Annotated in this window: 14 protein-coding genes; 12 read left to right on the top strand and 2 right to left on the bottom strand. The window is 69.7% G+C overall.

The genetic code is table 11. The features are described from left to right. Positions 1 to 158 precede the first annotated feature (158 nt). From ACIHEJ_RS27535 to ACIHEJ_RS27525, 3 genes are all read left to right on the top strand, one after another. Positions 159 to 1,046, top strand: coding sequence for a FadR/GntR family transcriptional regulator (locus ACIHEJ_RS27535; RefSeq protein ID WP_400139392.1), 888 nt, complete (start codon positions 159 to 161; stop codon positions 1,044 to 1,046). Positions 1,047 to 1,480: 434 nt separating this feature from the next. Then, positions 1,481 to 3,022, top strand: a complete 1,542-nt coding sequence (locus tag ACIHEJ_RS27530) for an RNA polymerase sigma factor (RefSeq protein ID WP_400139391.1) — start codon at positions 1,481 to 1,483, stop codon at positions 3,020 to 3,022. A gap of 120 nt (positions 3,023 to 3,142) precedes the next feature. Next, positions 3,143 to 4,003, top strand: coding sequence for a serine protease (locus ACIHEJ_RS27525; RefSeq protein WP_400139390.1), 861 nt, complete (start codon positions 3,143 to 3,145; stop codon positions 4,001 to 4,003). Between the two features lie 100 nt (positions 4,004 to 4,103). On the opposite strand, the gene ACIHEJ_RS27520 is transcribed toward ACIHEJ_RS27525, so the two are convergent. After that, positions 4,104 to 4,334, bottom strand: a complete 231-nt coding sequence (locus tag ACIHEJ_RS27520; RefSeq protein WP_400139388.1) for a hypothetical protein — start codon at positions 4,332 to 4,334, stop codon at positions 4,104 to 4,106. A gap of 441 nt (positions 4,335 to 4,775) precedes the next feature. On the opposite strand from ACIHEJ_RS27520, the gene ACIHEJ_RS27515 reads away from it, so the two are divergent. The 6 genes from ACIHEJ_RS27515 (at position 4,776) to ACIHEJ_RS27490 (ending at position 12,262) form a co-directional block, all read left to right on the top strand. Beyond that, positions 4,776 to 6,899: a type IIA DNA topoisomerase subunit B gene (locus tag ACIHEJ_RS27515; protein ID WP_400139386.1), complete on the top strand. Its 2,124-nt coding sequence runs from the start codon at positions 4,776 to 4,778 to the stop codon at positions 6,897 to 6,899. Positions 6,900 to 7,699: 800 nt separating this feature from the next. Next, positions 7,700 to 8,221 carry a DUF1453 domain-containing protein gene (locus ACIHEJ_RS27510; RefSeq protein WP_400139384.1) on the top strand — a complete coding sequence of 174 codons (522 nt, stop codon included), beginning with the start codon at positions 7,700 to 7,702 and terminating at the stop codon, positions 8,219 to 8,221. Continuing rightward, positions 8,218 to 9,369 (top strand): sensor histidine kinase, encoded by a 1,152-nt coding sequence (locus tag ACIHEJ_RS27505; RefSeq protein WP_400139382.1) that lies wholly within the window; start codon positions 8,218 to 8,220, stop codon positions 9,367 to 9,369. Before ACIHEJ_RS27510 ends, ACIHEJ_RS27505 begins: the two co-directional genes overlap by 4 nt. Beyond that, positions 9,366 to 10,055, top strand: coding sequence for a response regulator (locus ACIHEJ_RS27500; protein ID WP_400139381.1), 690 nt, complete (start codon positions 9,366 to 9,368; stop codon positions 10,053 to 10,055). The genes ACIHEJ_RS27505 and ACIHEJ_RS27500 overlap by 4 nt, the downstream gene beginning before the upstream one ends. 69 nt (positions 10,056 to 10,124) lie before the next feature. After that, positions 10,125 to 10,673 carry a DUF485 domain-containing protein gene (locus ACIHEJ_RS27495; RefSeq protein ID WP_400139379.1) on the top strand — a complete coding sequence of 183 codons (549 nt, stop codon included), beginning with the start codon at positions 10,125 to 10,127 and terminating at the stop codon, positions 10,671 to 10,673. Further along, entirely contained in the window at positions 10,670 to 12,262 is a 1,593-nt protein-coding gene (locus ACIHEJ_RS27490; RefSeq protein ID WP_400139377.1) for a cation acetate symporter, read from the top strand. Before ACIHEJ_RS27495 ends, ACIHEJ_RS27490 begins: the two co-directional genes overlap by 4 nt. Before the next feature lie 14 nt (positions 12,263 to 12,276). Here ACIHEJ_RS27490 and ACIHEJ_RS27485 read toward each other — a convergent pair whose 3' ends face one another. After that, positions 12,277 to 12,969, bottom strand: a complete 693-nt coding sequence (locus tag ACIHEJ_RS27485; protein WP_400139375.1) for a response regulator — start codon at positions 12,967 to 12,969, stop codon at positions 12,277 to 12,279. 158 nt (positions 12,970 to 13,127) lie between these two features. On the opposite strand from ACIHEJ_RS27485, the gene ACIHEJ_RS27480 reads away from it, so the two are divergent. The 3 genes from ACIHEJ_RS27480 to ACIHEJ_RS27470 are packed head-to-tail and all read left to right on the top strand — an operon-like array spanning position 13,128 to position 15,909. Then, entirely contained in the window at positions 13,128 to 13,943 is an 816-nt protein-coding gene (locus ACIHEJ_RS27480) for an ABC transporter ATP-binding protein (protein WP_400139374.1), read from the top strand. Further along, complete coding sequence (locus ACIHEJ_RS27475) at positions 13,933 to 14,796, top strand: ABC transporter permease (protein WP_400139372.1); 864 nt, start codon at positions 13,933 to 13,935, stop codon at positions 14,794 to 14,796. Before ACIHEJ_RS27480 ends, ACIHEJ_RS27475 begins: the two co-directional genes overlap by 11 nt. A gap of 54 nt (positions 14,797 to 14,850) precedes the next feature. Beyond that, positions 14,851 to 15,909: an ABC transporter substrate-binding protein gene (locus ACIHEJ_RS27470; RefSeq protein WP_400139370.1), complete on the top strand. Its 1,059-nt coding sequence runs from the start codon at positions 14,851 to 14,853 to the stop codon at positions 15,907 to 15,909. The last annotated feature ends 1 nt before the right edge of the window (position 15,910 follow it).

Genomic DNA, 15,910 nt, shown 5'->3' with positions numbered 1-15,910 from the left:
CATGTGTAAGTTTCTGGTCCCAGTGTGTGCGCAACTCCCCGCAGAAAGCCCATTTCTTTCCGATAAGGCGTCAATTGCGACGTTGTGAGCGATCACCCTTTCGTGTGCTTTTCACCAAAGACCTCAAGGGAGTTGGAGGCGACGCCGACAAAGGATCCGTGAGTACCCTTGCGCACACCATGATGACCGCCGCCCGCTCCTCCGACTCCGGTCTGGCCGGCCCGGGCGAACTCGACCGCTACCCCTACGCCGAGGCCCCGGTGGCCGACCGCGTCGGAGCGCCCTCCTGGGACGGCGCGGAGCCCGATCTGGGCCGTGTCGGCCGGCGGGCCGCGGGCAGCCGCGGACGCGGCCTGCACGGCCAACTCGTTCAGCAGCTGGGACAGATGATCGTCTCCGGCGACCTGGGTGCCGACCGCCCGCTGGTGCCGGAGGAGATCGGCCAGCGCTTCGAGGTCTCCCGTACCGTCGTCCGCGAGTCCCTCCGCGTCCTCGAGGCCAAGGGCCTGGTCAGTGCCCGCCCCAACGTCGGCACGCGCGTGCGTCCCGTCAGCGACTGGAACCTCCTCGACCCGGACATCATCGAGTGGCGGGCTTTCGGGCCCCAGCGCGACGACCAGCGTCGCGAGCTCAGCGAGCTGCGCTGGACGATCGAGCCACTCGCCGCTCGGCTCGCCGCCGGGCACGGGCGCGAGGAGGTGCAGCAGCGCCTGTGCGACATGGTCGAGATCATGAGCCACGCCATGGCGCAGGGCGACGCGCTGACCTACTCGCGCGCCGACGCCGAGTTCCACACGCTGCTCATCCAGATCGCGGGCAACCGCATGCTGGAGCACCTCTCCGGCATCGTCTCGGCCGCCCTGCAGGTCTCGGGCGGCCCGGTCACCGGCTGTGACCGGCCGAACGAGACGTCGCTCGCGCAGCACGCGAGGATCGTCGACGCCCTCGGCACCGGCGACGGCACGGCGGCGGAGGCGGCCATGCGCCAACTGCTGACGGTGCACCCCGAGGTGGAGCGTGTGGTGCCCGCCCCGCGCGAGCACTGACCGAGACGAAGGTGGTGCGGTCGCCAGTGTGCGGCGTCCTCGTGGTTCTCGTGGCGGCGCCGGGGCGGGTACCGGCCGTCGCCGGACCTCGCCGGATCCTTGTGGGTCCGGCGAGGTCCGGCGGTGCGACGGGCCGCCGTGACCGCGCGGGCTACCAGGTATGACGACGCGGGCGATCCGTTCTGTTCATAATTGACAGCCTTCGACCACTTATGGGGTGTGACTCGGGCCACGCAGATTGGGCGTAACGCTCGTGGGAGCAACGCGATGACCTAAGAGGTGACAGCCGCGGAGGGAATACGGACGCCGTACCAGGCGCTGTGAATCTTCCCGGCCCCCGCCCGCGCCGTCGGCCCATCCCCAGGCCGGTGGTCGGCTCCTGTCCGCAGTGGACGGTGCCGGAAGCCGTTTTCCAACGTTCCGAGAGGTTGTTCGTGTCGGCCAGCACATCCCGTACGCTCCCGCCGGAGATCGCCGAGTCCGTCTCTGTCATGGCGCTCATTGAGCGGGGAAAGGCTGAGGGGCAGATCGCCGGCGACGATGTGCGTCGGGCCTTCGAAGCTGACCAGATTCCGGCCACTCAGTGGAAGAACGTACTGCGCAGCCTCAACCAGATTCTTGAGGAAGAGGGTGTGACGCTGATGGTCAGTGCAGCAGAGCCCAAGCGCACCCGAAAGAGCGTCGCAGCGAAGAGCCCGGTCAAGCGCACCGCCACCAAGACGGTGGCGGCGAAGACGGTGACCACCCGGAAGGCCACCGCCACCACGGCTGCCCCCACGGCGCCTGCCGCTCCGGCCGAAGCCGATTCCGCCGAGGAAACCGCGCCCGCCAAGAAGGCCGCCGCCAAGAAGACCACCGCCAAGAAGGTGGCCGCCAAGAAGACCGTCGCGAAGAAGACGGCCGCCAAGAAGACGACCGCCAAGAAGGACGACGCCGAGGTTCTCGAGGACGAGGTTCTCGAGGAGACCAAGGTCGGCGACGAGCCCGAGGGTGCCGAGAGCGCGGGCTTCGTCCTGTCCGACGAGGACGAGGACGACGCGCCTGCTCAGCAGGTCGCCGCGGCCGGCGCCACCGCCGACCCGGTCAAGGACTACCTGAAGCAGATCGGCAAGGTCCCCCTGCTCAACGCCGAGCAGGAGGTCGAACTGGCCAAGCGCATCGAGGCGGGTCTGTTCGCCGAGGACAAGCTGGCCAACGCCGACAAGCTCGCGCCGAAGCTGAAGCGCGAGCTGGAGATCATCGCCGAGGACGGCCGCCGCGCCAAGAACCACCTCCTGGAGGCCAACCTCCGCCTGGTGGTCTCCCTGGCCAAGCGCTACACCGGCCGCGGCATGCTCTTCCTGGACCTCATCCAGGAGGGCAACCTCGGTCTGATCCGCGCGGTCGAGAAGTTCGACTACACCAAGGGCTACAAGTTCTCCACGTACGCCACCTGGTGGATCCGTCAGGCGATCACCCGCGCCATGGCCGACCAGGCCCGCACCATCCGTATCCCGGTGCACATGGTCGAGGTCATCAACAAGCTCGCGCGCGTGCAGCGCCAGATGCTCCAGGACCTGGGCCGCGAGCCCACCCCGGAGGAGCTGGCCAAGGAACTCGACATGACCCCGGAGAAGGTCATCGAGGTCCAGAAGTACGGCCGCGAGCCCATCTCGCTGCACACCCCGCTGGGTGAGGACGGCGACAGCGAGTTCGGTGACCTCATCGAGGACTCCGAGGCCGTCGTCCCTGCCGACGCCGTCAGCTTCACGCTCCTGCAGGAGCAGCTGCACTCCGTTCTGGACACCCTGTCCGAGCGCGAGGCCGGCGTCGTCTCCATGCGGTTCGGTCTCACCGACGGTCAGCCGAAGACCCTCGACGAGATCGGCAAGGTGTACGGCGTGACGCGTGAGCGCATCCGCCAGATCGAGTCCAAGACCATGTCGAAGCTGCGCCACCCGTCGCGTTCGCAGGTGCTGCGCGACTACCTCGACTAGGTCCGGCCGTACGGCTCCGAAGGCCCGGTTCCCTCGCGGGAGCCGGGCCTTCGTGCTGCGCGACATCGCACTCTGGATGACTCTGGGTGTCCCAGTAGATCTCCAGAGTGAGGAGCCTGCATGTATCGCTGGATTGCCAGGGCGCTCATCCGGCCGCTGGTGATGGCGGCCGCCATGACCGCCATACCCCTGGTCGACGCGGCCCCGGCGGCCGCCGACAGCGTGGTGGTCGGGGGATTTCCGATAGAGGTCTCACAGGCTCCGTGGACCGTGGCGCTGTCCAGCCGTGACCGGTTCGGGGGTACCCGGGCCGGCCAGTTCTGCGGGGGTGTGGCGGTCGCGCGGACCGTCGTGCTCACCGCGGCCCACTGCATGGGCGAGGAAGTCCTGGGGGCGCCGCCGGACCGTGCGCGTGATCTCAAGGTGATCGCGGGCCGTACGGACCTGCTGGCGAGCGAGGGCCAGGAGATCGCCGTGCGGGACGCGCACGTCAACCCCGGCTACGACGCCGCCACGAACTCCGGTGACTTCGCCGTGCTCACCCTCGCTGAGCCGCTGCCCCAGAGCGCGGTCGTCCCGATGGCGCGCGCCGGCGACCCGGCCTACACGCCGGGAACGAAGGCGCTGGTCTCCGGATGGGGCGACACGACCGGCGGGGGCGCCTACGCGCACCGGCTCTACGCCGCACGCGTACAGGTGCTGCCCGACGATCTCTGTTCCCGCGCCTATCCGGGAGGCCCGGACGGCGCCTACCGGGCCGGCTCCATGCTCTGCGCAGGGGAGGCCGCGGGCGGGCCCGACGCCTGCCAGGGCGACAGCGGCGGACCCCTGGTGGCCGGAGGGCGGTTGATCGGGCTCGTGTCGTGGGGCGACGGCTGCGGGCAGCCGGGAAGCCCCGGGGTCTATACGCGCATCTCCGACGTCGTGCGCGTACTGGGACCGGCCTCGACGGCCCCGAAGGGTCCCGCCAGGCACTCCTGAGGGCGCTGTGAAGGTACGAGCACGGGCGGCCGCTCCTTGGAGAGGAGCGGCCGCCCGTTCACCGGCCTGTGCCGGGGCTGGCTCGTCGTGTGTGCGAGATTCAGCGCTCTTCTTCGGAAACCGAGTTCGGAACGGACGTCAGCCGCTCCGTCTCGTCCTGTATCTCAGCGGCGATCTTCTTGAGTTCCGGCTCGAACTTGCGACCGTGGTGGGCGCAGAAGAGCAGTTCTCCGCCGCTGAGCAGGACGACGCGCAGGTATGCCTGGGCGCCGCAGCGGTCGCAGCGATCGGCGGCCGTCAACGGGCTCGCGGGGGTCAGAACAGTAGTCACGTCGCCTCTTCTCTAGCTCGACGAGCTGTCGTACCAGGGTCAACATCCAACCAGCCCGAAAACGTTCCCGCTCGTGGCTTTTCCTCGAAAAAATCTTTCCGGGGCGGCTGTCTGCTGCCGGTTGGCGGCGAATGTGCCGTAGTGCGTGTCTGGGTGCTTACGGTTTCGCGCGGTCTTGTGTGTCTCGGTCCTCCCGGCTGGGTTGCCGGTTGTTCATGAGGACGTGCCCGGAGCCTAAATGGTTCATGCCTCCAAGGGAACGTGATATGTACTTCACTCCAACGAGGGATCGAACATGCTTACGAACCTGGACTAGTCTGAGTTCTCAGCGAGGGTGGCGTTACACCGGCTCTACCAGGCCTCGGTACCCTCTGAGCGGCAACCGAAGCCGCCCCCTTACCCAGTAGGGGGGAACCTGAAATTCAGCGAGGAGCGAACCGCGTGACCGCCGATACGTCCGTGCCGTCCACAGCGCTGCTGGCAGGAGCAGACCGGGACGGTTCCAACTACACCGCGCGGCACCTGCTCGTCCTCGAGGGGCTCGAGGCCGTACGCAAGCGCCCGGGCATGTACATCGGCTCGACCGACAGCCGCGGTCTGATGCACTGCCTGTGGGAGATCATCGACAACTCCGTGGACGAGGCCCTTGCGGGCGTGTGCGACCACATCGAGGTGATCCTCCACGACGACGGCTCCGTGGAGGTTCGCGACAACGGCCGCGGCATTCCCGTGGACGTCGAGCCGAGGACCGGCCTGTCCGGCGTCGAGGTCGTCATGACCAAGCTCCACGCGGGCGGCAAGTTCGGCGGCGGCTCCTACGCCGCCTCCGGCGGTCTGCACGGCGTCGGTGCCTCTGTGGTCAACGCCCTGTCCGCCCGTCTCGACGTCGAGGTCGACCGCGGCGGCCACACGCACGCGATCAGCTTCCGACGCGGCGTGCCGGGTGCCTTCGCAGCGGACGGCGCCGACGCGAAGTTCGAGGCCAAGAGCGGCATGCGCAAGGCCAAGAAGATCCCCAAGACCCGCACCGGCACGCGCGTGCGTTACTGGGCGGACCGGCAGATCTTCCTCAAGGACGCCAAGCTCTCCCTGGAGAACCTGCACCAGCGCGCCCGGCAGACCGCCTTCCTGGTGCCGGGCCTGACCATCGTCGTCCGTGACGAGTTCGGCCTCGGCGAGGGCGGCAGCAAGGGCGAGGAGTCCTTCCGCTTCGACGGCGGCATCAGCGAGTTCTGCGAGTACCTGGCGAGCGACAAGCCGGTCTGCGACGTGCTCCGCTTCTCGGGCCAGGGCTCCTTCAAGGAGACCGTCCCGGTGCTGGACGAGCACGGCCAGATGACTCCCACCGAGGTCACCCGCGAGCTCGGCGTCGACATCGCGCTGCGCTGGGGCACGGGCTACGACACCACCGTCCGGTCCTTCGTCAACATCATCGCCACCCCCAAGGGCGGCACCCATGTCGCCGGCTTCGAGCAGGCCCTCACCCAGACGATGAACGACGTGCTGCGCGCGAAGAAGATGCTGCGGGTGGCCGAGGACAACATCGTCAAGGACGACGCCCTGGAGGGCCTGAGCGCCGTCGTCACGGTGCGTCTGGCCGAGCCGCAGTTCGAGGGACAGACCAAGGAGGTCCTCGGCACCTCGGCGGCCCGGCGCATCGTGAACAACGTGGTCACCAAGGAGCTGAAGGCGTTCCTGACCGCCACCAAGCGGGACGCCGCCGCCCAGGCCCGCGTCGTGATGGAGAAGGTGGTCGCCGCCGCCCGTACGCGCGTCGCGGCCCGCCAGCACAAGGACGCCCAGCGGCGGAAGACGGCCCTCGAGTCCTCGTCCCTGCCGGCGAAGCTCGCCGACTGCCGCAGCGACGACGTCGACCGCAGCGAGCTGTTCATCGTCGAGGGCGACTCCGCGCTCGGTACGGCCAAGCTGGCGCGGAACTCCGAGTTCCAGGCGCTGCTGCCGATCCGCGGCAAGATCCTCAACGTGCAGCGGTCCTCGGTGACCGACATGCTCAAGAACGCCGAGTGCGGGGCGATCATCCAGGTCATAGGAGCGGGCTCGGGCCGCACCTTCGACATCGACCAGGCCCGCTACGGCAAGATCATCATGATGACCGACGCCGATGTGGACGGCTCTCACATCCGCTGCCTGCTGCTCACGCTGTTCCAGCGCTACATGCGGCCGATGGTCGAGGCCGGCCGGGTCTTCGCCGCCGTGCCGCCGCTGCACCGCATCGAGCTGATCCAGCCGAAGAAGGGGCAGGACAAGTACGTCTACACGTACTCGGACCGTGAGCTGCGGGACAAGCTCATGGAGTTCCAGAGCAAGGGCATCCGGTACAAGGACTCCATCCAGCGCTACAAGGGTCTGGGCGAGATGGACGCCGACCAGCTGGCCGAGACCACGATGGACCCGCGCCACCGCACCCTGCGCCGCATCAACCTCTCCGACCTGGAGGCCGCGGAACAGGTCTTCGACCTGCTGATGGGCAATGACGTGGCGCCGCGCAAGGAGTTCATCTCCAGCTCGGCGGCGACGCTGGACCGGTCGCGCATCGACGCGTAGCCGCTGCGCTGGGCCCCGGCCGATCGGGGGCTTGCCGGGAGTCTGCTGGGGCACAGGGTGCGGGACTCGTGGCCCGGTGCCGGGGGCTCGTGGCCCGGTGCCGGGGCCTGGTGGTCCACGGGACCTCGGTCGGCGTGGGGCTGGGTCGGCCGAGGCGGATCCGGTGGCGGCGCGGGCTGGGTCGGCCGCGCGGGCGGGGCATGGCTGTCCGGGTGGCGTCGATGCCCGTGGGCGGTCGCGGTGATGCACGCCCCCGCCTTCCGCCCGCCGAGCCCCTCCGCCGCCTACCGGGCCCGTCCGCGCCCAACGGCGCCGCCTGCTCCGCCCACCGCGGCCGTGCCTCCTCCGCTTGCGGCTCTGCCTCCTCCGCTCACTGGGCCGCGTCGCTTCCGTCTGCGTGCGGCTTCCTCCGTGTCCGGGGTCGGGCTGCTTCCCCCTGCCCCTGGCCTCCTGCGCTCGCCGAGTCGCGCCTCCTCCGCCTGTAGGACCGGCATCGCCTCGCCGCCCGCAGGGCCCCGCCTCCTCCACCGGCCGCCCCCGCCCGCCCCGGCGAGGCCTCCTCCGCGTACCGACCCTCCACCCCCGCCCACCGAGGCCTCGTTCGACCCGCCCAGCGCTCCATCCCCTGCGCGCCCCCCAGCCGTCGGGCTTCTCCACCCCTGGGTTGAGAGAACCCGCGTCAGGAGTCCACCCGTGATCCACCCCGGCTCCGATCCCCTGGCCTGGGAATTTCCGTAGCTTCGATGGTGCCGGCGGCGTTCGCTTCCGGCACCGACCCTCTTCCGCTCACGGAGGTTCTGATGTCCGGGCTCGTCAACGCGCTGGTGATCGTGGCCGTCGCCGCCATCGTGATCGGGAGGCAGCTCCGCCCTCGCGTGATCAAGGCCGACCGGCGTTGGTGGCTGCTGCCCGTGATCCTCGCCGTCGTCGCGTTGCGTGAGCCCGGCATACTCGATTCCCACCATCGCACCGAGTCCGCCACCCTCCTCGCGGTGGAGCTGTTCATCGGCCTGGCCATCGGCGCCGGCTGGGCCTGGACGAGCCGGGTCTGGGCGGCACCGGACGGTGTCATATGGGCCAAGAGCACCAAGGCGAGCGCCGCGGTGTGGGCCGTGGGCATCGCCCTGCGGATCGGCGTCTTCGGCCTAGGCGCCGCACTGGGCCTGCACCAGGACAGCTCCGCCCTGATGCTCGGCTTCGCCGCCACCCTGCTGGTCCGGGCCGGTGTCCTGGTCTGGCGGGCGCAGTCCCTGCAGGGCGTGAGCCGGCCCGCCCCGACATACGGTGACGGCATGCCGTCGGCCTGGAAGGAGCACGCGTGACGGAGAACGCCTGGACACGCTGGCCGTCGCGGGAGGCGCTCGGCCGCGAGGGAGCCTCTCGGGCCCGGCGCCTGCTCACCGTGGCCGTCAGGCTCCTGGTGATCGCCATGCTGCTGTGGGGCGCGTACAACCAGAAGCATGTCGGCGTCTGGAACGGCTTCGCGGCGCTGGCCGGGGTGCTTGTCGCCGCTGCCCTCGGCTGGGCCTTCTTCCGGACGACCTATGAGCACCGGCTGGTGCCCTCCCTGGCCCTGATAGGCGCCCTGCTGACCGTCGCGGTCGCCGCCGAGGCCACGGGGTTCCGAGGCCTCTCCCTCGTCCTCTGGTGCGGCTGTGGCATCACCGCGCTGGAACGGATGCCGCTCGCCGCCGCGACCCCGGTGACATCGGTGGGCCTGGCCGCGTACTCCGCCTTCAACAACGACGTCTGGCTGACCACGGCCGCCTCGGTGGTGGGCATGGCCCTCGCCGGATACGTCCTGCGGCTGGACGCCGAAGCCCGCGGCAATGCGCAGCAGTTGCTCGCCCAGGAGCGGGCCGCCCGGGCCGCCGAGGCGGAGTCCGCCGCCCTGGCCGAACGGGCCCGCATCGCGAGGGAGATCCATGACGTGCTGGCGCACAGCCTCTCGGCGCAGCTGGTGCACCTGGAGGCGGCCCGGCTGTTGATCGAGAACGGCGCCGACCGTGACCGCATCCTGGAGCGGGTGGTGGCCGCCCGGGGCATGGCCCGCGACGGCCTCGCCGAGACCCGGCAGGCGTTGTCCGCGCTGCGGGGCGAACTGACCCCGCTGGAGGACTTCCTGGCCGAACTCGTCAGTGGGACGGCCGGTGCCGAGGTCACCGTCACGGGTGAGCGCAGACATCTGTCGGCCGAGGCGTCCCAGGCGGTGCGCCGGGTCGCGCAGGAGGCGCTGACGAACGTCCGAAAGCATGCCCAGGGCGCCAAGGTGCATGTGCAGCTCGACTACAGCGGGCACGAAGTGACTCTGGACGTACGGAACTCGGGCGGTCGCGCGGGCGAACTGGCGGGGGCCGGAGGTGGGTACGGTCTGCTGGGTATGCGTGAGCGCGCCGAACTGCTCGGCGGTTCGCTCGACGCGGGGCCGGACGAGGAGGGATTCGTTGTGACGCTGAAGGTGCCGGTATGACGGAGACGGGGGAGGAGAAGAAGCCCGCACGGGTGGTGGTCGCCGACGACCAGACCGTGGTCCGCGAGGGCATCGTGATGTTGCTCGGGCTGTTGCCCGGAGTCGAGGTCGTCGGTGCCGCGGGAGACGGTGAGGAGGCCGTGCGACTGGTCGGCGAACTCGCCCCGGACGTCGTCCTGATGGATCTCAGGATGCCCCGCTGCGACGGCGTGGAGGCCACCCGGCGGATCCGGGCCCGGTACCCCGGGACCCAGGTCGTGGTGCTCACCACGTACGCGGACGACGAGTCGTTGTTCCCCGCCCTGCAGGCCGGTGCGCGCGGGTACCTGACCAAGGACGCGGGCGGAGACGAGATCGTACGTGCCGTGGAGAGCGTGCTGTCGGGGGACGCGGGCCTGTCGCCGAGTGTGCAGCGCCGGCTGCTGGAGCGGCTGTCGCAGCCCGAGCCCACCCCGGCCCAGGGTCCGCCCGAGCCGCCCGACGGACTGACCGCGCGCGAGACCGAGGTCCTGCTGCTGATCGCCGACGGGCTGAACAACCAGGAGATCGCCCGCAGGCTGCATGTCTCGACCGCGACCGTCAAGACACACATCAACAACCTCTTCTCGAAGACGGGCCTGAAGGACCGGGCGCAGGCGGTGCGTTACGCCTACAGCAAGGGGCTGGTGCGACCACCGGTGAAGTGAGTCACCTGATGGGGTGAAGAGCGGGGGGAAGAAGAGTCAGGGAACTTCCCGATCTGTCCATCCTTGGGCATGCAGTCAGGCAACGGACGCGCCCGTGGAGTCGGGGACGGTCCCGAGAGTTCGGGCGAGAGGCAGCAAGACGCCGGCGCGCCCTCCCGCGACGCCGCGTACGAGGACCCCTGGTACGACGCGCTGGCCTCCGGCTGGGGCGAACTGGACGGCGCCGGGATGCCGACGCCGGCCGTACCGACCCCGCGTGAGGAGCGGAGCGGGGCGGCGGTCCGAGCACGGGACGTGTACGTCGAGGTGCAGCGCAGCGCGGCGTTCCAGGAGGTGCGCAGCAGGTACCGGCGGTTCGTGGTGCCGGGTGTCGCGGCCTTTCTGGCCTGGTACGTGGCATACGTGGTCGCTGCGACGACTGCGCCCGCACTCATGGCCCGGCCGGTGGTTGGGGCGGTGAACGTGGGCATGCTGGCGGGGCTCGGACAGTTCCTCACCACCTTCGTGCTCACCTGGGCCTATGCCCGGCATGCGCGGTTGCGCCGGGACCGGGCCGCGCTGGAACTGCGCTGGGACACCCAGGAACTGACTCGCGAAGCGCAGGGAGGTGCCTCGTGACCGGCGACCACCAGACGCTGGCGTTGCTGCTGTTCAGCGGCTTCGTGGCCGTCACCCTCGGGATCACGACCTGGGTGAGCCGCAGACGGCATGGTTCGGCGGAGGAGTTCTACGCGGGCGGGCGGTTGTTCTCCCCGATGGAGAATGGTTTTGCCATCGCAGGTGACTACATGTCGGCGGCCTCCTTCCTCGGTGTCACCGGGCTCATCGCGCTGTACGGGTACGACGGGCTGCTGTATGTCGTGGGCTTCCTGGTGGCGTGGCTGATCGTGCTCTTCCTGGTGGCCGAACTGGTCCGCAACTGCGGGCGGTTCACCCTGGCCGACGTGGTGGCCGCGCGGATGAGCGAGCGGCCGGTGCGGATCGCGGCGGGGACGTCCTCGGTCACGGTGTCCGTGCTCTACCTGGTGGCGCAGATGGTCGGCGCGGGCAGCCTGGTGGCGCTGCTGGTGGGGCGGACCAGCGGGCCGGCCCAGACCTGGACGGTCGTCGGCGTCGGCGCGCTCATGGTGATCTACGTGACGTTCGGGGGGATGCGGGCCACCACCTGGATCCAGATCGTGAAGGCGGTCCTGCTGCTGAGCGGGACGATCGCGTTGACCGTGCTCGTCCTGCTCCGCTTCCACGGAGACTTCGACCGGCTGCTGCTGACGGCCGCGGAGCGCAGCGGCCACGGAAGGGCGTTCCTGGCGCCGGGACTGAAGTACGGCGGGGACTGGACCGCCCGCCTCGACTTCATCAGCCTGGGACTCGCGCTGGTGCTGGGCACCGGGGGGCTGCCGCACATCCTGTCCCGCTTCTACACGGTGCCGACCGCGCGGGCCGCCCGCCGTTCCGCGGTCTGGTCCATCGGGCTGATCGGCGGGTTCTACCTGATGACGATCGTCCTCGGGTTCGGGGCGGCGGCGGTCGTGGGGACGGATGCCGTGCGCGGTTCCAACGCCGCCGGGAACACGGCGATTCCGCTGCTCGCCCTCGACCTGGGCGGTGGAACGGACTCCACGGGGGGAACGGTGCTGTTCGCGGTCGTCGCCGCCGTCGCCTTCGCCACCATCCTCGCCGTGGTCGCCGGTATCACGCTGGCGTCCTCCGCCTCGGTGGCCCATGACCTCTACGCCTCGCTGCGACGGCCGCACGGCACGGGGCGCAGCGAGGTGGCGGTGGCACGGATCGCCGCGGTCGGGATCGGCGTCGCGGCGATCGCGCTCGGGCTGCTGGCCCGCGACATGAACGTCGCCTTCCTGGTGGGACTCGCCTTCGCGGTCGCCGCGTCGGCGAACCTGCCGGTGCTGCTCTACTCGCTGTTCTGGCGCGGCTTCACCACACGGGGCGCGGTGTGGGCCGTCTACGGCGGGCTGGTCCCGGCGCTGGTGCTCGTGCTGCTGTCCCCGGTGGTGTCCGGCAGTCCCGGCTCGCTGTTCCCGGACGTCGACTTCCAGTACTTCCCGCTGCAGAACCCGGGCATCGTCTCCATCCCGCTCGGCTTCCTCGCCGGCTGGCTGGGCACGGTCACCTCGGACGAGGCCGCCGACGAGGCCAAGTACGCCGAGACCGAAGTACGCTCGCTGACCGGCGCCGGGGCCGCCTAGGGCCACGCGGTTCGTTACGGCGCCACCCACGCGTACCGGTGCTCCGGGCGGCCGGTGTCGCCGTACTTCAGGGACAGCCGGAGCCGGCCCGCCTGTTCCAGGTGGCGCAGATAGCGCTGGGCCGTGGACCGGCTCAGACCGGTCCTGTCGGCCACCTCGTGGGCGGAGAGCGGATGGTCGGCCCTGTGCAGAACACCGCAGATCAGATCGGTGGTGGGCTCCGAGTGGCCGCTCGGCAGGCCGGGCGCGGACGGTGCGGGGGCCGTCCGCAGCGCCCCGAAGATCCGGTCGACCTGCTCCTGGCCGGTCAGGCCCCGGCCGCCCACCCGGTCCACCGTGCGGCGTAGGGCGGCATAGGAGTCGAGGCGGGCGCGCAGGGCGGCGAAGGTGAACGGCTTCACCAGGTAGTGCAGCGCGCCCAGGCGCATCGCCTGCTGGACGGTGGTCACGTCGCCGGCCGCGGTGATCATGATGACGTCGGTGTGATGTCCCTGCTCACGCATGCGGTGCACCAGGTCGAGGCCGGTCCGGTCCGGCAGATAGTGGTCGAGCAGGACCAGGTCGATTCCGCCGCGCTCCACCGCGGTCAGGGCCTGGGCAGCGCTGTGCGCCCGGGCGGCCACCCGGAAGCCGGGAACCTTCCCCACGTACTTGGCGTTTATCTCAGCGACGCGGAAGTCGTCGTCCACCACCAGGACGTCAATCATCAGGCCTCTCCTTCAAGGCCGACGAGCGTTGAGCCCGTGTTTCGGCTCCGCAGTTGTAACGCGAGCAAAATGAGCACAACAGGTGCTTGCGAGCAAAAGAACGGCTTGCGCTCACAAGACTGCTGCTGTGGCCGGGGCCACACCTACCGTCCCGGGCCATGAGCGCACACACCAGCCCCGCCATCGAGTTGCGGGGCGCGAGCAAGACCTTCAGAACCCCGTCAGGGGGACTGCACACGGCCGTGCGCGGTCTGGACCTCACTGTCGAGCGCGGCGAGTTCGTGGCCGTCGTAGGGCCGACCGGCTGCGGCAAGTCCACCACGCTGACCCTGGTCAGCGGTCTGGAGGAGCCCAGTGAGGGGGAGGTGCTGGTGGCCGGCGCACCGGTCGACGGCGTCGGCGACAAGGTCGGCTTCGTCTTCCAGCAGGACGCCACGTTCCCCTGGCGGACGGTGCTGTCCAACGTCATGGCGGGCCCGCGCTTCCGGGGCGTGCCCAAGGCGGAGGCGAAGGAGAAGGCACGGGACTGGCTGTCCCGGGTCGGACTCGCCGGCTTCGAGGACCGTTACCCGCACCAGCTCTCCGGCGGCCAGCGCAAGCGCGTCGCCCTCGCGGCCACCTTCGTCAACGACCCCGAGATCCTGCTCATGGACGAGCCGTTCTCGGCGCTCGACGTGCAGACCCGGGCGCTGATGTCGGACGAGCTGCTGGAGCTGTGGGAGGGCACCGGCGCCTCCGTCGTCTTCGTCACCCACGACCTGGAGGAGTCCATCGCGCTGGCCGACAAGGTCGTCGTGATGACGGCCGGGCCCGCGACCGTGAAGCAGGTCTTCGACATCGACCTGCCCCGGCCGCGCAAGGTCGAGTCCGTGCGCCTGGAGCCGCGGTTCATCGAGATCTACCGCGAGATCTGGGAGTCCCTCGGCGAAGAGGTCCGCATCACCCGCGAGAGGGGTGCCGCCCGTGTCGCCTGAGGTTCTCAGCACTCCGGTCGTCGACACCGCCAAGGCCCCCGACCGCGCGCAGACCCGCGCCCAGGCCGCCCGCCGCCGCAAGGTCTTCGTGAACGCCGCACGCGTGCTGCTCCTGGTGGCCGTCCTCGGTCTGTGGGAGGGGCTGTCCCGGGCGAAGGTCATCGACCCGTTCAACTTCTCCATGCCCTCGAAGATCTGGGACCAGATCTGGACCTGGGTGATGCACGGGACCGCGCTCGGCTCGCTGGGCGAACAGATCTGGTACACGCTCTACGAGGCACTCCTGGGCTGGGTCCTCGGTGTGGTCGCCGGTGTACTGCTCGGCATTGCGCTCGGGCGGATCAGATTGCTCGCCGAGGTTCTTGGTCCCTACATCAAGGTACTCAACTCGATCCCCAGGATCGTCCTGGCGCCGATCTTCCTGATCTGGTTCGGGCTCGGGCCGACCTCCAAGGTCGCCTCCGCCGTCGTGCTGGTCTTCTTCCCGGTGTTCTTCAACGCCTTCCAGGGTGCCCGCGAGGTGGACCGCAATCTGGTGGCCAACGCCCGCATCCTCGGTGCCAGCGACCGCAGGGTGACCCTTCAGGTGGTCATCCCGTCGGCCACCTCCTGGATCTTCACCAGCCTGCACGTGAGCTTCGGCTTCGCGCTCATCGGCGCCATCGTCGGCGAGTACATCGGCGCGACCAAGGGCATCGGTCTGCTCGTCTCGCAGTCGCAGAACACCTTCAACCCCGCCGGTGTCTACGCCGCGATGGTCATCCTCGCCGTCGTCGCCCTCGCCGCCGAGGGGCTTCTGACCTTCGCCGAGCGCCGCATCTTCCGCTGGAAGTCCACCGGCTCCGACAGCTGAACCACGCTCCCCTGCCCTTCCCCGCACCGCCCTCTCACAAGGACGTGAACCGCCATGCGCAAGACCGCCAGATACGCCTCCCTGGCCGCCGCCGGCCTGCTCGCCCTCTCCTCGCTCACCGCCTGCGCCAACGACGCGGCCAGCTCCACGGCCGACACCGGCAGCGGCGGGGGCGGCGGCAAGGGGGAGAACGTCAAGATCATGGTCGGTGGCCTGGACAAGGTCATCTACCTGCCCGCGATGCTCACCCAGCGCCTCGGCTACTTCCAGGCCGAGGGACTGAACGTCCAGCTCCTCAGCGAGCCCGCAGGGGTCCAGGCCGAGACCGCGCTCGTCTCGGGCCAGGTGCAGGGGGCGGTCGGCTTCTACGACCACACCCTCGACCTCCAGGTGAAGGGCAAGTCGGTGGAGTCGGTCGTGCAGTTCTCGCACGCGCCCGGCGAGGTCGAGGTCGTGTCGAACAAGGCGGCCGGCGATCTCACCTCGCCGAAGGACTTCAAGGGCCGCAAGCTGGGCGTGACGGGGCTCGGGTCCTCCACCGACTTCCTCACCAAGTACCTGGCGGTCAAGAACGGGGTGAACATCAGTCAGTTCACCCCGGTCGCCGTAGGGGCCGGTCCGACGTTCATCGCGGCCCTGCAGAAGGGCGCGATCGACGGAGGCATGACCACCGACCCGACCGTCGCGACGATCCTGGACAAGAAGGCCGGCAAGGTCCTCCTCGACATGCGCACCCCCGAGGGTTCGCAGAAGGCGCTGGGCGGCCCGTACCCGTCGTCAAGTCTGTACATGCAGACGGACTGGGTGAACGGGCACAAGGCCACCGTCCAGAAGCTGGCCAATGCATTCGTCAAGACGCTCAAGTGGATGGCCACCCACAGCGCCGACGAGATCGCCGCCAAGATGCCCGCCGACTACTCCCAGGGCGACAAGGCGCTCTACGCGCAGTCCATCAAGAGCACCCTGCCGATGTTCACCGACGACGGTGTGATGCCCCAGGACGGCCCGGCGACCGTCGAGAAGGTTCTCAAGGCGTTCAACCCCAACATCAAGAACGCCGAGGTCGACCTGAGCAAGACGTACACGACCGAGTTCGTGAAGGCCGTCAAGTAAC

Source organism: Streptomyces sp. NPDC052301 (assembly GCF_044593395.1).
Classification (GTDB): domain Bacteria; phylum Actinomycetota; class Actinomycetes; order Streptomycetales; family Streptomycetaceae; genus Streptomyces.
Note: the sequence above shows the minus strand (reverse complement) of the source record. Positions and strands in the feature narration are given on the sequence as shown.

Excerpts from the sequence above, each read along its gene's own strand:
- ACIHEJ_RS27480 (WP_400139374.1), top strand. The coding sequence starts at position 13,128 with ATGAGCGCACACACCAGCCCCGCCATCGAGTTGCGGGGCGCGAGCAAG.
- ACIHEJ_RS27525 (WP_400139390.1), top strand. The coding sequence starts at position 3,143 with ATGTATCGCTGGATTGCCAGGGCGCTCATCCGGCCGCTGGTGATGGCG.
- ACIHEJ_RS27495 (WP_400139379.1), top strand. The coding sequence starts at position 10,125 with ATGCAGTCAGGCAACGGACGCGCCCGTGGAGTCGGGGACGGTCCCGAG.
- ACIHEJ_RS27470 (WP_400139370.1), top strand. The coding sequence starts at position 14,851 with ATGCGCAAGACCGCCAGATACGCCTCCCTGGCCGCCGCCGGCCTGCTC.
- ACIHEJ_RS27485 (WP_400139375.1), bottom strand. The coding sequence starts at position 12,969 with ATGATTGACGTCCTGGTGGTGGACGACGACTTCCGCGTCGCTGAGATA.
- ACIHEJ_RS27510 (WP_400139384.1), top strand. The coding sequence starts at position 7,700 with ATGTCCGGGCTCGTCAACGCGCTGGTGATCGTGGCCGTCGCCGCCATC.
- ACIHEJ_RS27500 (WP_400139381.1), top strand. The coding sequence starts at position 9,366 with ATGACGGAGACGGGGGAGGAGAAGAAGCCCGCACGGGTGGTGGTCGCC.